The 18,019-nt window shown below is 41.0% G+C and carries 1 protein-coding gene; it reads right to left on the reverse strand.

What is annotated here, in order from left to right:
- Positions 1-81: 81 nt before the first annotated feature.
- On the reverse strand, positions 82-17,145 hold the full coding sequence (locus ACFFHK_RS02170) for a YadA-like family protein (protein WP_382368622.1): 17,064 nt from the start codon (positions 17,143-17,145) through the stop codon (positions 82-84).
- Positions 17,146-18,019 lie beyond the last annotated feature (874 nt).

An 18,019-nucleotide genomic window follows, 5' to 3' on the forward strand; every position in this document is an offset into this window, starting at 1 on the left:
TAAACGGCATCACCTAATAAATAACAAAAAGACCAAACAAGCTTGCCTGTTTGGTCTTTATGATTAATTGCTCAGTATGGATTATTTGAAGTAGAAACCAACCCCTGCGCCGACGCCAACTTTGCCTTGGCTGTCAGATGAGCTGCTGAACTTCAACACCACTTTACCGTTATCCGAGACTTTCGATAAACCAACGGCTACGGCATTTTGTCCACCGTAAGTACCTGCTGCCACAGAGACCATACCTGATCCTGCAACGGCGGCTTGTGGTAAGTTTGCTGTTGCAATCGCACCTGCAATCCCCGCACGTAGTTCATTGTTCATCTTATTCACTTTCTTATCGAGCGTGATAATCTTCGTTTCTAACGTTCTACCCACTTCACGTAGTTGTCCCATATTCGCAGCGTCTGTATCTAACTGACCATTCGCCACGCCAGCAATACGGGTGAGGTTAGCTGGTGTAGTTGTTTGTCCTGTTGCAGGATCAACCACCTCAGGCGTACCTACATTTAACACGTTACCGAGCTGATCTCTTGAAGCGGATAACGCCACTTTATGCGTGTTACCATCTTCATCGGCATTTGTAACCAACTCAACTTTATCAAAGTTAGGTGTTCTACTTAAGCCCACTTTATAGGTGGTACTTTTATCGGCTGCTTTTTCTTCTGTAACAGTAAGATTCTTCTCATCTTTTTGAACAGTAACCGTGCTTCTAGACGCTGCAATCGCTTCAGTGATAGTAGTTTCTCCTGTATTACCAATGCCCTTAGTAATATTAGGATTTTTATTGGTTACTTTAGTTTTCGTAACTTTCTGACCATTTTCCTCGACTTCTTCTTTAGTAACATCAGCCCCAAGAATATCGGCAATTTGTCCACCATTTACGGCTTCATTGCTACCCGCAGTTAACGCACCATCTGCAACGTTGCCAAGTTTTTGTGCATCGCCACCTTTAGATTGATCACCTTGCGGGTTGACTAATTTCACGCCAGCAATCTTAGTATCGGCTTCAACTTCTTGACCATCTTTCATTACTTTATTTGTAAGATTAATGGTTCCGTCTTTGTTAACAACATAGAACTTACCACCAATATTTGCCAACACATCACCTGCTGCATTGACATATGCCATTGGGATACCGTCAACATCAATATGATAAGAAATAATATTGTTGTTTTCATCTTTTTCCACAGCTGACACTTTCGTGTTGCGTCCGTGTTCAACTTTCACGGTATCACCAAGTTTCACTGTCGGCGCATCTCCCGTTGTGCCATCTGACGTTAAGCCAAAGCCTTTATCCGTTAAGCCCTCAACAGCACTGTTTAGATCCGCTACATTAACAGCACGATCTGCTTTGTTTCGGCTATCCGTACCCACTTCCGCTGTTGCCGTTTCTTTTAATGCTTCTAGATAAGTTTCTTTTGAACCATCTGCTTTATCTTTAAGCTCTACCGCACTCTTCACACCTTTGATCTCAGTATCTTTCGCATCAATACCCTCTTTGGTAATCGTTGGTGCAGTTGTGATCTCGGTATAGTTACCATCATCGTCTTTTTCCACAAACGCCAATCCGTTACCATCAATGCGCACGATAGAGTCTGGATCAGTGTCTGCATCATTACCATCAGCCGCTTCAAAAATCGCACTCTTCAGATTGCGTAAATCTTCGGCAAGTTTCACGGTTAAGGTGTTGGTGTCTTTATCTGCTGCAACAGTAATATTATCCGCTGCTGTGTTACCAGCAACTGTTCCCTCACCTTGAATTGTTACTTTAGTACCTAATGGACTATGTACTTCACCAGTGTTACCCGCAAAGTTCAAGCCAGCTTGGGCAACGGCTTGTAAATCACCAACGGTCGCAGCATTATTTAATGCTGCACCTGACTTGGTCAATAAACCACCATTTTTACCATCTTCGCCATCTTTTCCATCGTGATCTGTGCCAGCAATCACTGTTCTTGCTGTCTCAGCACTAATCGCCTCTGGGTTATTTAATGCTCTTGCTGCTGCTTTTTCTACGGTATCATCTGGCGTATTAGCATTTGCCGTAGGCGCTGTATTATTCGCTTTACCTGTCAAGCCTAAACCACTTTTCACATTGGTTAAGTTTGCAGGTGCGCCATTTTCACCTGCTGGTGAAGCTAATGCGGTTTTCACATCTTCTGGCTCAACATTTGTTCCTGAACCATCTTGTTTCGTATTAAAGACTGGTTTGCCATCTTTTTCACCTGTGCGATAAACAGTTTCTCCAGCCTCATTAACATAACGAATCGGTAAACCACCCTCAGCAATCACCTCATTAACGATTTTGGTATTATCCGTCGCAATGGTGATCTTACCTGCTTCTTGAGTAAGCTTGATATGCTCGCCTGCCGCAAAGGTTAAGGTGTTATTATCAGGATTAATGGTTTCGCCATCAGTATAGCCAGTATTCTCTACTGCACCACCTGCTGCTTCAGTTTTAATTACCCAACCTTTATTAGCAATATCATTAACCGCTTTCAGATCGCTAACATTGACTGCCGCATTTGGTTTCTCACCCGCTGCCGTATTCAACGCATCGGTAAAGGCTTTGCCTGTTAATGGAGCTGTTGTACCGCCGTCTGTTGTTGCAGTGCCATTATTTGGATCAATCACACTTTTCACATTATTGACCACAATAGGGTTTGCATTTCCATTTTGATCAACAAATGTTGCACCAGCAGGGGTTGCCTCTGTTGGTATATCACCATTTGCTAATGCAGTTGCATTTTCTTTCGGTTTACCATCGACAACATCGTCTTTGTTATACCATTTACCCTCTTCGCCATCTTTGCCTGCAATATAAACTTTATCTCCAGCGTTATAGTATGTATCACCTACTTTAGTTAATACATTGCCATTCTCATCAACATACGCCGTTGTTTTATCCACGTGTACATTGTAGGTCGTGGCTTTTGTTGTGTCATCAACCGTAGTAGTTACCACTGCCGCGCCTGAGCCCGTTACTGTTGTGGTGGCTTTCGCCGTTGCGTCATCAACATATTTTTTCGTTGTCGCATCGGTGTTTTCTTCTGGCGCCCCAACATTTTGGATTCGGTTACCGCCGTTATCTAAACCTTTATCAGTTAGGCTAACTTGTTTAGCGGTATCGTCCGCCGTACCCTCTGCATTTTTCGGTGTAATTCTTACGCCATCACCACTTACCGTTGTCGTAACCGCTGGTTGCGCTGGTGTATCACCATTTGCCGCCGTTGCCGCTTTAGTAAAGGTCGCTTGCTCAAGATTTTCTAAGCGTTTCGCTAACTCAATAATTAGTTGATCGTTATCAACTTTGACATTGATATTATTTTTCGCTGAAGCAAAATCGCCCGCTGGCGTACCGTCCCCTTTAATGGTTAAGGTTGTGCCTAAATCACGGTGTACAGACTGATCTGTATTATTCCCCGTAAAGCTTAACCCTGCTTTCGCCAAGACTTGTAAATCAGCGGCAGTTGCAGCACGGCTTAGGTAATTGCTATCCGCTGGTGCTGTTTTGCCTAATAACGTTTTCACTTTCGTTTCTGCGTCGGTTCTCTTCGCAGCATCATCAGCGCCTGTTAAGTTGCCTAACGCTGACGCAAGATTTGCCACTTTCACAGGCGTAGTGGTTGCCCCATCAGGATTTACCGTTGATAAAATCACTTTGTCATTTGCGACAATTTTATCTGCATGCTCATTATTATTCGCATGCGCAAGCTCATCTAGGGTTTGACCTGTTTTCCCTGCTTTTGGTGAACCATCTTCGTTCACGTCCGTTGCGTTATACCATAACCCATCATTTGCTTTGACTTTATCGCCAACTAACTCCGTTTTATAGTATTTACCATTTTCCGCTAATAGACGGTTACCGCTTTCATCGGTGTAAACCATAGTTCCAGCAATACCATCACGCAAGCTTTGTACTTTGTTTGCTAACGTGGTGCCATTTTGTCCATCTTTGCCAGCTGGTCCAACTAACGCTGTGCCATTTTCGCCATTCGCCCCTGGTACACCACGTTGTCCTACCACCGTTTTGCCATCTTTGCCGTTTTTACCGTCAATACCATTCGCTCCGCTAGTACCAATATCTTGTACAAGGCTATTTAATTGATCGCCAGTTACTGCATCAGTTGATCCCGCTGCGACATCACCTTTGGCTAACCCTGTTAACTTCGCATTGTTAGCAGAAATGGTTGGTGCGGTTTCTGGTGTTGTTACCCCATTTTCAGTGCTTTCTGGGGTGCCAGCGGTAAAGGTAAATTTCGCTGCTTGATCGCCTGTGCCGTTGCCGATTGAGGTGATATTACCTAAATCTTTCGCTAACTGGATTTCTAATGTATCAGCATTGCCTTTCACATTAATATTTCCGCTTGCGCTCGCAAAGCCTGTTGACGCATCTTTAGCCACCCCCTCGCCTTTGATGGTTAGGGTTTCGCTTAATGAACGGTGTACTTTCACTTCATCGTTGCCGACAAAGGTTAAGCCTGCTTTCGCAACAGTTTGTAGATCTTTCAAGGTTACAGCACGATCTAAACCGCTATCTTTGGTTAATAATCCACCAACCGCAGCTTGTACTTTTTCATCAACCAGTTGTTGTTTCGCTAACGCTTTTAACTCTTCTTCCGTTTTACCGTTATTTTCTGCGTTATTTTCTGCACGGATTGCTTCCACTTTTGTGGTAATTTCCGCATCTGTTGGGGTAACGGTTAAGTTATCTTTTAAGTTTGCAATCGTAACTGGTGCCGTGGTTGAACCATCTGGATTTACGCTTGATAAAATCACATCTTTACTGTTCACGACTTTATCAGCATTATTACCAGTTGCGAGCTGTGCAAGAGTTTGACCTGTTTTCCCTGCTTTTACTGAACCATCTTCGTTCACGTCCGCTGCGTCATACCATAGCCCATCATTCGCTTTGACTTTATCGCCAACTAACTCAGTTTTATAGTATGTACCATTTTCTGCTAATAGACGGTTACCGCTTTCATCAGTGTAAACCATCGCTCCCGCAACACCATCACGCAAACTTTGTACTTTGTTTGCTAACGTGGTGCCATTTTGACCATCTAACCCCGCAGGTCCGACTGCGCCAGTTGCACCCGTGTTACCAGTGTCGCCAGTGTCGCCTTTTTTACCAGGTACACCACGTTGTACAATCGTAGTGCTGGTATTTGTACCTGTACCTTGTCGTCCATCGATACCATTCGCTGGGTTAACCCCTAACTCGTCTTTGAGTTTCTCTAACCCCGCTTTGGTTACTGCTGAATCTGGAGTGTCGCCATCTTTTAAGCCTTTTAATACTACTCTGTTATCCGCATTAGTATCTGTCGCTGCAGGATCTTTACTTAAGGTTAAGCCCTCTTCTGTTGGGGTTAACTTAACGCCATTGCCGTCTTTAGATAAGGTAACCTCTTCAAATTTAGGCGCTTTTAACATCGCAATTCTGACTAAGTTATTGGCTGCGTCAGTAAAGGTCGCTAAGTTATCGCTAGAATAATCGCTTTCCGTTACCGTAGCGCCCGCATTACTATTTTCATTTAATTTACCAACAATCGCTAACTTCGTGCCTAAGTTTCGATGAACTATCGCTCCATCATTACCAACAAAGTCTAAGCCAGCTAGCGCTAATGTTTGTAAATCTGCGCCAGTTACCACGCGTTTCAAGTAATTTGCATCTGTGGTTGCATCTTTACCTAATAATGTCGCAATTTTCTCTTGCGCCACTTGTTCTTTCGTTTTAGCGTCGTCTCCTGTTGTAGCAGCAGAAGCACCACCTAACAAGCTCGCTAAGTTGCCTAAGGTTACAGGTGCAGTCGTTGTGCCATCAGGGTTAACGCTTGATAAAATCACTTTATCATTCGCTAACACTTTAGTTGTATCGTTATTCGCTAATTGCGCTAACGTTTTTCCAGTTGCGCCATTTTGCACCGTTCCATCTTCATTAACTTGCGTTGCGTCATACCATAAGCCATCGTTGGCTTTTTTCTTACCATCAACGGTTGCGGTTGTGTAGTATTTGCCATTTTCTGCTAATACTCTGTTGCCGTCTTCATCGGTGTAAACCACAGTTCCCGCCACGCCATCACGTAACCCTTGAACTTTATTCGCCATTGTGGTGCCGTTTAAGCCATCTTTGCCTGCTGGACCCGCTAAGCCATTAGTACCGTTATTCGGTATGCCGTAATCCTTAGCCGTCGTGCCATTAGCGCCATCACGACCATCTACGCCATTGATTGCGCCTGTGCCCACTTTTTCCACTAAGGCATTAAGTTGATCACCCGTTACCGCATCTTTCGAGCCTTTCGCAATCGAACCGTTAGCCAATCCAGTTAATTTCGCATCATTTACGGAAACGGTTGGTGTAGAATCCGCTGTTCCATTAGATGGAGTTAAACTAATTTTCGCGGCAGTTTGTCCATTAGTTGCTTTGCTTGAAATACTGTCAATGCCTGTTAAGGTGTCGTTTAAACTGAATTTAACAACGCCATTCTCTTCAACCGCTGCGGTGGTATTGGTGCCATTGGTGAAGTCTAAACCATCAGATAATGAGACTTTCTTAGCTGGCGTATCCGTTTGGCTATTCGCTTTGTAAACTAATTTACCATCGCCTGAAATACCATCTAATTTCGTTTTCACTTCATCAGAAAGCTTGATATTCACCACGCCATCTTCGGTTGAGGTTTCGATATATTTCTTCAGATTATTTGTATCTGCGCTACCAGTTGAATGACCTTTAAAGGTAACTGTTTTGCCTAATGCTAATGTTCTTTCGCCTCCGCTATCCGCATTAAACTTAATTCCAGCGATCGCAAGGGTTTGTAAGTCTTGCGCAGTTACCGCTCTTGATAAGTTTAAGTTAGCGCCATCTTGATTTTGCCCCGCAATTAATTTCTCAATTTTCGCCTGCGCATCAGCTGTTTTAGTTACCGTTACAGTGCCATTATCTGTCGTCTCTGTTGGTGCGCCTAATACACTTGCTAAGTTGGCTAAACGTACTGGCTCATTTGTGCGTCCATCAGGATTTACGGTAGATAAAATCACTTTATCATTCGTTAACACTTTAGTTGCATCAGCTCCAGCTAATGTCGCTAACGTGCTTCCTATTGCGTTTGTATCGTTTAATGTTCCATCTGCATTGACTTTATCAGCGTCATACCATAGCCCATCGTTGGCTTTTTTCTTACCATCAACGGTTGCAGTTGTGTAGTATTTGCCGTTTTCTGCTAATACTCTGTTGCCGCTTTCATCGGTGTAAACCACAGTTCCCGCCACGCCATCACGTAGCCCTTGAACCTTATTCGCAAAAGTTGTGCCGTTTAAGCCATCTCTACCTGCTGGACCTGTTGCGCCATCAGTACCATTCTTCGGTATGCCGTAATGGTTAGTAACTTCGCCATTAGTACCATCGCGACCATCTACGCCGTTTATACCGTTTGTTCCATCTTTTGGCAGACCGATTGTTTCTTTTAATTTATCAATGGTGCCTTTGGTTACTGCGGAATCTGCGGTGGTGCCGTCTTTTAAGCCCTCTAATACCACTTTATTATCAGCATTATCACCAGTAGCAGCTGGCGCTTTACTTAACGTTAATTTACCGTCAGATGGTGTTAATTTAACACCACTTGTACCATCTTTTAATGTAAGGTCTTTAAACTCTGGGTTTTCACTAAATCCAACAATGATATTGTTATTGTCAACTTTTGTTTTTAAGTTAGTTGACACATAAGTTTTACCATTATCGGTAATATTGCCAGATTTAACGGTTAAGGTATCGCCGAGATATTTGGTTGTAGGATCTTCTAAATCCGCACCAAATTTAATACCTTTATTTACCGCTGCAATTAAATCATCTATTGCGTCTTTCGCTGATGTCGGGTTAGATGCAGTTGTATTATCATCAGTAGAACCCTTAATTGGTGTAGTAAATGTAGGTCCTGTTATAGTTCCGTCATTTCCAGTCGTCGCACCTAAGCTATTAGCTAATGCAGATAATTGTGAATAATTAACTGCATCAGTGTCTGATGTACCTTTAGCTACACCTGTTAACTTCGCCCCACCAAAACCAACGCTCGCTGGTGTTGTGCCGTTTTTCTCGGTTAAGGTAATGGTTACCGCATTATCACCTGTACCTTTGCTGATACTGCTAATGCCTGTTAACTGATCTTTTAAGTTAAATTTAACTACTCCAGCATCATCTACTGTAGCTGTAGTATTAGTTCCATCAGAGAAATTAAAGCCATTTTCAAAGGTTACTGATTTTTTATCTGTCGCTCCATTAGCTGTATATTTAATAGTGTTACTATTAGATACATTATTTAAACCTAATTTTTCTTTAAATTTCGCTACATCAGTATCTGCTAAGTTAGAACCATCTCTCTTAGCAAAAGTATCATTTAAGTTTGTAACTAGGGTTTCTTTGGTTAAGGAAACCGTAACATTATCAGCTGCAATCCCCTCGCCCGTAGTTGTCTCTACAGTAATCAGGTTGGTTTTATTCTCTTCGCTCGCTTTTGCCGTTACTTTTGTTTTAGCGTTTTTAATCGCACTAAACACCGTTCCTGCAGAAGCGACTTTTGTTTCATTTTCGGTAATGCCAGTTGCTTTATTTAGCGTTAAAGTTACGCCTGCACCAGAGGCATTCGTAGTAATATCGCCATTAGCACCAGTAATCGCAAAAGATAACCCATTCTCTTTATCTAATCTTTGTGTATCAGTTAAAGAATTATTATCACCAGTTAATTTAATGGTGTTAGCAGCGAGTGATGCAGCAGTTGTGCTAGCGTTGTTGATCTTAGCTTTTAAGTCTTCGCCTAATTTAGCTTCCGTTACTGCGCCATCATTGATTTTTGCAGTCGTAACCGCATTGTCAGCTAATTGATCTTCACCAATACCACCATCAGCGACTTTGATCTTAATTTTATTGCCGTCAGCAGTGGTTACGATAGTATTACCATCATTCACTACGCCAAAATCAATATCATTCTCTTGACCTAATGTTTGCGCAGTGGTTGATTTGTTATCACCAGCGGTTAGCTTAATTTTTTGCGAAGCTTTCGCAGCAGTTGCGCCCTCTTCAGCACTAATATTCGCTAATTTACTTTTTACCGTGTCGCTAAGGTCAATGGTGATTTTGCCCTCTTCGACTTTGGTATTAATATACTTGCTGTTATCTGTACCTGCTGCCCCTGCAATATTTAAGGTTTCCCCTAATTGGCGTGTGGTTGCTGTACCACTATCCGCCGAGAAGATTAAGCCTTTATTCACTGCGGTAGTTAATTGATCTATTGCATCTTTTACCGTTGTAGGCGTGGTGGTGTTTGTTCCAGTTCCAGTTCCTGTTCCACCTGAATTTACTGGTGTATAGGTACTATTGTCTGTTACGCCTAATTTATTGGCTAATGCAGATAATTGAGAGAAGTTAACAGCATCGTTATTCTCTGTACCATTAGCAACACCTGTAATTTTCTTACTATTTAATTCTAAATTATCACCAAACGTTAATTTAGCTTTATTGTCAGCACCCGCAATAGAGGTGATGCCTGCTAAGGTGTCGCTAAGGTTAAATTTCACTACGCCACCATCTTCTACTACTGCTTTAGTATTGGTGCCATTAGTGAATTTTAATCCATCTGTTAATGATGTTTTCTTAGCTGCATCTGAATTAGCGGCATAGCTTAATTTACTGTCCTCAGATAAGCCGTCGATTTTCTTCTTAGTCGCTTCATCTAATTTAACCGTAACTGTTGTTCCAGTTGCAGCAGTGGTTAAACCATCATCGCCTTTAATATCGAATTTAATTGCCTCGGTTGATAATGTTTTTGTATCTGTATTACCACTATCAGATCCTAATTGAATAGTATTATCTGTTAATCCATTAGCATTGTTGATCTTCGTTTTTAAATCCTCAGCTAATTTCGTTTCAGTAACAGCACCATCTTTAATTTTGCCAGTTTCTACTGCATTATCTGCTAAATCAGAAACAGTGATAGTACCATCTGCAATTTTAGCGCCTGTTACCGCACCGTCTTGTATTTTTTCAGTTGTTACTGCATTGCTTGCTAATTTAGTTGAATCAATTCCACCATCTGCTACTTTCACTTTAACATCTTTTCCATTTACAGATGTTTCTATAGAAGCGTCCCCTTGTTTAACACCAAATACTATATCTTCAGTTTGACCTAACGTTTGATCTGTGGTTGTGCCACTGTCTCCACTAATAGTGATTTTCTTATCTGCACTCGCCGTTGAACCATTGACATTATCTAATTTATTTTTAGCTGTCTCTGTCAATTCAATCTTAATTTTTCCATTATCAACTTTCGTCGTTAAGTAATTAGATTGCCCCTCAATCGCTAAACTTTCGCCTAGTTTCTTAGATACAGTTCCATTATTTTCAGTGGTAAAGGTTAAGATTTTATTACCAATTTCACTTTTCGCAGCTTCAATCGCAGTATGTACGGCGCCTGAAGTAACTGCTTTAGTTCCATTTGCAGTAACAGTAGTATCTTTATTTAAAGTGATAGTAATATCGCTATTAGCACCAGTGGTTGTAATATCTGTGCCATCACCTTTAATACCAAATGATAATCCACCCGATTTGCTTAACTCTTGGGTTTCTGTGCTATTAGTATTTCCATCTAATTTAATGGTTTGGTTGCCCTTAGCTACGCCATCTGTGGTATTAATTAAGCCTAACTTATCTTTTACAGTCTGCGCTAAATCAAAATTAACAACACCATTGTCTCCTGTTGTGATGCTTAAATTATCTGTAGGTGTAAAGACTAACCCTGTACTTAGAGTTGTTTTTTTGCTATTTCCAGTCTCAGTTGATGATTTATAGCTTAAATCTAGGTTAGATACGCCTAATGCTGTTTTCCATTTAGTCGCATTATCGCCAGTTATATTACTTGCATCTGCTTTTGCATAATCAGTCGCTAGATTTGTTGTTCCCGCAGCGGTTTTAATGGTGTCGTTAGAGATATTGACTGCATAGGTTTTGGTCTTGCCGTCATTCTCTGTACCCTCTGTTACAGTGGTATTTGTTCCAGCAATCACTTTAACTGACTCTTTGGCTAAATCTCTAACCACACCTTTGCCTGCGTCAGTAAGATTACTTAAACCAGTGTCCGCTTTACCAGTTAACGCAGTCGCATCAGCTTTTTTCGCTAACTCGTCATCAACATAAGTTTTATCGGCTTTGTTTTTAACTTGCGCAAAAGTTGCGGCATCGCTGTCAGCGGTACCATTGGTTAGGTTGGTAATTTTCGCCCCATCGCTCACTTTGATATTACCGTTGTCAGCAGTAAGAGTTGGCGCATTAGTAGCCGTACCAAGTTTTAAGGTGTTAGTCGTGATACCTGTTGAGGTGATGTTCTCTAAATCTGTAATATTTTTCGCTAATTGGATAAATAAACCATTCTTACCACCAAAGACTTTGATATTGTTTTTAGTAAAGCCATCTTGAGCATTTTCTGTTGTAGATGTACCGTAGATTGTTACTGGTGTTTCTGAATTAACTGCTCTTCTAATAACATCATTATTATCGCCCTTAAATCTTAAACTACCAGTACTAGCTTTATCCAACTTATCAACTATTTTGCTATCTAACGCCACAGTATAAATTTTGTGCCCATCAGTAGCGTCTGATGATGTTACATTAATTTGATCAGCAGTACCTTGAACTTCGGAATGTTTTGCCGCATCGGCTTTCACCGCAGCAATCGCTTCATGTACATTCGTTTTCCCTGTACCACCAAGATCAGTAATGGTATAGCTGCCATCAGTATTTAACGTTGCTGCTGTACCTAACGCAGTTTGGATTGAGCCTGCGAGGGTATTTAATACCGTATTGGTTGCAAATAATTGCGAACCATTAATCGCATCAGTTGAGGTTGCAGAAATTAACCCCGGTGCAACACCTTGTAGGCGACGGGTGCTATCGTCGCTACCAATCGTTACTATGCCAAATAAACTAGTACCACCAGCAAAATTTGCAAAGTTTAAGCTACCAACGGTTTGGCTAGTATAACCTGTAGTATCACCTTTAGATGCTGTTGTTCCAACAAATGCTGAAGCACGACCTAAATACACACTTGAAGGTTTAGATGCTGTAATATCATTACCTAATACTACTGTATCTTGTGCAGTACCTTCTATGGTATTACCTTTACCAACAGCTGTTGCTCTTGGAGCAGAAACTGTATTTCTTGTACCAAATGCACCTGAACTAGTTGCACTAACTGTACCAGAACCAACAACTAATGATTGGTTACCACTTGCTGTTGCTCCTTTACCAATAGCAATAGCCTCTGTACCATTAGTGTCATTATCACCTGCTACACCGCCACCAATAGCAATAGTTTCAGCACTTTTCGCTGTTGAACGTGCACCTAGTGCAGTTGCATATGTCCCTGTTGCTTTTGCAGAAATACCTACAGTAGTCGCTCCTGATCCTGAAGCTATTGTATTTGCACCTATAGCTATTGCACTATATCCTATTTTAGCATCTGTTCCTGTACCACCTGCTTTATTTCCTATTAATATTTCATTCCCTTTAGATGAACTTGCTGCTATTGCAGTAATTTGTGAACCTATAGCAATAGTATTTTTATCATTTGCTACTACTTGATACCCCATAGCAATAGAGCTTTCACCTTTTGCGTTTGCATAAGGACCCGCAGCGACACTGTTCGCCCCTGTCGCACCTGAATTGGCTTTATCGTAGTTTGATCCCGATAATTGATCTTCGGCTGGTTTCTGAGTATTAACGTTATACCAATTCACCCCGTCGCCAATGCCGAGTGCTTCTCTCCATTTATTGTATGCAGTTAGATTACTCGTTTTTGTAGGGACATTAGTTCCATCTATTAAAGTAAATCCATCATTACCACTAGGATCTACAGAAGTTTTTAATGATTCTATTAATTTATCTTTATTGATACTTAAACTAAATGTATTCCCAGTGAGATCGTTAGATTTTGTACCAGATAGACTTAAAATGCCTGATGTATCTGTGTTGGCGATGGTAACCGTTGGTTTTGCACCAACAATCGCATCACGTACCGCTTGCGCTGAAGCGAGTTTATTGAGATTTCCTGATTGTGTTGCTGTTGCCTCATTAGCGATTGTTGTTGCCACTTTTGGCGTAATGGTGAAGTTTTTCGCTTGACCATTTGTACCGCCAGTAGTGGTTACGGTGAGGTAATCATTACCCGCTGCTGTGATTAATGCAGTGATGGCATTTTTACCTGAGTTATTTATAGTAGATAAGTCATTTTTCGCAAATGTATCATCTAACGTATCATTATCTATAGAGATAGTTAGCGAACTATCAGTAGCTGCAACTGTTTTAATAGCGCCTGAGCCTTTGATTGCAAAAGATGGGTTACTATCAATCGTTTTACCATTTGTTGTCCCAGTGTTACCTGTTAATGTAATGGTATTTTTTTGGAGGGCATTTAATTGTTTCCCTGTAACCGCATCGGTAGAGGTACTATTAAGTGCCGCGTCAGTTAATCCTGTTAACTTAATCGTACTATTTGTTGAATTGCTCTTCGCAAAGGTTAGCGTTGTTGCATTAGCATCTGGCGTTAACGTGATGTTGTTATTGGTATTAGGGTCTCTTGTACCCGCTGTCATTGTGGTTGTGCCTAATGCCAATGAACCAAATAATGGATTTTGTTTAATCCCAAATAGAATTTCGGTATTGTTACCATTTTTCTTATAATAGGTTTGCAGGTTGATATTTTCATATCGTCCATCAGTATTGGCTCTTCCCCAACTATCCGATTTATAGGTAACGGTTGAGCCTAATGGTGCTTTACCGCTTGTTGTTGAGTCTGCCCCTGTTTCTGCGGCTAACGTGTAAGCGCCATTTTTAATAACAGAATAGAGTTGTGAACCGTTGATGGCATCAGTGGAGTTTTCGCTAATTAAGCCTGACGCAACCCCTTGTAAACGGCGAGCAGTATCATTACTTCCTATACTTACTATACTTGGAGGATTTGCACCACTAAAGTTTCCAAATGTAGTTCCATCTACTATAACTGAAGAATATGCAGTACCTGTAGCTTGAGATCTCTCATTAGTTACAACACCACTTCCATTTCCTAATATTACGGCTCCGTCTTTGTTAACATCAACACCATTTCCTATTACAAAAGTATTAGCTGAAGAAATGGTATTCCCATTCCCGAATGCGCCTGAGTTATTTCCTGAAACTTTATTGCTATTCCCGAGAATAATAGATAGTGAACCTGCAGTAAAAGATCCATTAGCTGGTGGCTGGTTATTATCTGAACCAATTACGATCGCTTTGCTGTTGTTGGCAATGCTGTTCACCCCGAGTACGATTGCATTTCCTTGTTCCTTGCCATCTGCAACAGAATACGCCCCAATCGCAATACTGTTCCAGCTCGATGCTGAGGTCTGCGTACCTAACGCAATCGTATTCACATAATTTGCTTTTGCTTCAAAACCAATCGCAATCGCACGTTTTCCACCTAGTTGATTATTTGCAGTCCCTGTTGTCTCAAGCGTGGCAGCTTTCCAACCAAAAGCAATCGAGTCGTCGCCTTTTGCGCCGTCATTTTCATAGTTGGTATCAGTTTTACTTGGTACTGTACCTAAACGACCTTTCTTCGCATCGGTATTATCGGCTGTACTAGCTCTTTCAATCGCTGCCAAGAAGCTATCTAAGTTTGTTTGATCGGCTTCACTCATTTCTGCGCCACCAGATGCGGCAGTACGATTAATTTCCGCTTCTTGTGCTTTTAACTGGTCTGCCGTATTTAAATATTTATTACCGCCTGCGTCTGTATTTAAGGCATTAATTTTATTCTCTAGGTCTTGCAATGCCTGTCTATCAAAATTTTCTTTCCCAAATTTCTGCCGTGCTTTGATATATAAGAGTTGTTCTTTTAATTTTACATAGCGCTCATAATTATCAAATAACACTAAGCTGCTGGCTAATTTCCCTGCTTCCGAGGTAGCGTTTTCATTAATCGATAAATATTGCACGCCACCTTCGCTACTGATATCCGCAATTTGTGCATTAAAACGTTCTTCGATGGTTTTTAACTGTGCCACGTTTACTGCATCGGTATCGCGATAACCTGATGCCACGTTAACAATACGGCGCTCTTGTCCTTTGCCTCCAACAGACACCACCCCAGTATTGACAGAAGTCAGAATCGCAATCGCTCCTTTTGCTTTCCAAGGTTCTTTAAGGAGTTCTGCTGCGGTATAGTCTGTTCTGGAGCCAACCCCTAACGCTATTGAGTTATTTAACCAAGCCGTAGCGCCTTGACCAATCGCCATCGCTCTATTACCACGATAATCAGCATGGACATTTCCCGCATTAGCTACATTTGTAACATCGGTTAAGTTAGCACTTTTTGCAATAACTCTTGCGCCTTGCCCTAATGCGAGAGCACTTTCTATTGTTGCCGCTGATTCTATTTTAGCGCCCGCCCCTATTACCACGGATAAGCTACTATTGTTATTAATCGCTGAGTTATTCCCAATCGCTACAGATCCTCTAGAACCCTCTCCGATAAATGAATTTGTCCCCATCGCAACGGAAAAACCAGCATCACCTAGTATTCTTGATTTTGTCCCGATTGCAACGGTATTGTGTGAGTTAGTATAGGCTCGTGTTCCTGAAATAAAGGAATCTGAGCCGTTTCCATACGCAGAGACCCCTAATACGATCGTATTATTCGCTGCAGAGTTAACATAGGAATAAGAACCTATTGCAAAAGAGTTTTTCGCATCAGCTAATGCAGAATAACCGATCGCTAAGGAGTTGTGTTTAACCGCAAAGGTTCGAGAACCGATTGCAATCGCATTATTTTCAACTTGATCATCACTAATTTGTTGTTGCGTTTTCTTGATATCTGTTGAACCTATCGTTAAATAAGCATTACCTGTTTCATTTAAAGGTAATCCATTTTGTAAAACACTATCATATTCTGCATTTAATTCAGCTAATTTTGTTGCATAATTAGCATCGTTTGTTTCCAGTGCTAATGCAGCATATTTACCCACTAAAACTCTTGTTTTATTTGTATTAAACGCCGCATTGGCAGCGACTTCCGAACCGATCGCGATGGAGCGCGCACCTACCGCTCTTGCTTTATATCCATATGCCATTGAGCCTTGGCTGGTCGATTCAGTTAAGTTACCAATCGCAACAGATTGCGCCGCAAATACCCGCGATTGTTCCCCCATCGCCGTACCGCCTATTGCATCGTCAGCAACAAACGCACGAATCCCCACGGCGGTGGATTTATCGGCTAATGCAAAAGAGAGTGAACCTAATGCGGTTGATACTTCACCGCCCGCAACAGTACGCGAACCAATCGCAATCGCCCCACGTTTTGCAGCATAGGTTGGCGAGAAAACGCGATAATCTTTGCCATTTACCGTTTGATTATAAAAGGTATCAAATTCACCTTTATTCTTATAATAAAAATTATCAGTCCATAATTTGGAATAGAGCTGACTTATAGTTGCTGTAGGTAACTTATCCGCATAAGCTGAAGTGTTATAATCCGATGAACCGATCAAGTCATCACTACCGATTGCAATCGAACTTTCCCCTTGCGCAAAAACGTTTGAACCTAATGCAGTAGATTGTGATGAGGCTGCAGAACGTTCCCCAACAACCGTTGCTTGTTGACCTTTACCTTTAGAATTCGATCCCACAACAGTTTGACCATCTTGCCACGTTGTTGTAGCAGCTTTACCAATCGCCACACTATTATTACCATCGGCTAATGAGGCATAACCAATCGAAACGGAGCCATCGCCAGTTCCCGCTAATATATCGTCATTTTTACCCTCTTCTATATTTAATGAGACTGAGTTAGCACCTGATTTACTTGCATTATTCCAAGGTGCGATTGTACCGTATCTGGTTGCTACGTTATCAGCAAACGCAAGATTAGGTGAACCTAATAAACCTAATGTAAAGAGGACGGCTGCTGAAATTGCGCTAAATAAAAATCCTTTTCCTTTAGCACTGACTTCACCTGCTTGTCCGAGCTGTTCTGCTTTCTCTTTACCATGACTTTTTGTCAACTCAGAAACTGCAACAAACTCGTTTCTTGTTTTATCAAAAATCACTCTAAAAATATGGTTCATATTAGGTTCTTCCTTTCTTTACGATTAAATATCTATTTACTAAATTTGCAATAAATTCGGTTGTTTGCTTTAGGAAAGCAATGACATCTTGCCAGCTGACTGCTGTTTTTTGCTTCTGTGAACTGCAAACTATTTACAAAAAAACGGGCAGGATTTTAGCAGAAATATAAAGCACCGTAAAGATAGAAATAGTCTTTTATAAATATTTTCGTTTTGCTTTACTCAAGTGCTTAAAATAACATCATTGATATGATGATATTTATATCCTTTCGTTTATTCATTCTTACATTTTTGCAAAAAACATTTTTCTCTAACCAACTGATAAAAAAGAAAAATTACAATAAAATTTCTTAACTAACGTTACAAATAATGTATTTTTCTTTGAATAAAAATAGAACTGTAAATATCGCTATCCTTAGGGGGGGGGGAAATTCATTTTTACTGCATTAACTTATCTATTTTTTCTATTAATTTAATCATTTTTACCTATTTTATTTGGTTATTTTCTGCACTTAGTAAAAGCCAAAATTTACATTAATATACAATTAACCCATTCTTGATCCACATCAATTTATTTACATTTTCTTAACACATTGATTTCTTTTGCTTTTTTACTCTTTTTGTCAATCTCACCCCACCCGCCACTCAGCGTGAGAAAATTAGCCACCCACCGCACATTACTGCTTCCCTTTCTCCTGCCCACCTCTTTATATAAGAGGTTATTTCAGCAATCACCCCTCAACCTGCCTATTTTTCACGCAAATAAAGTTTCTGGATATTTTTTGATTTAGCTCAAGTATTTTTTGGGGGGGGGGGGAGTTGTATTTTTTTGTGTTGTTTAAATGCTTTTTGTTAAAAGAAGGAAGCTTAACTT

The organism is Gallibacterium trehalosifermentans (genome assembly GCF_042433055.1).
Taxonomy (GTDB): domain Bacteria; phylum Pseudomonadota; class Gammaproteobacteria; order Enterobacterales; family Pasteurellaceae; genus Gallibacterium; species Gallibacterium trehalosifermentans.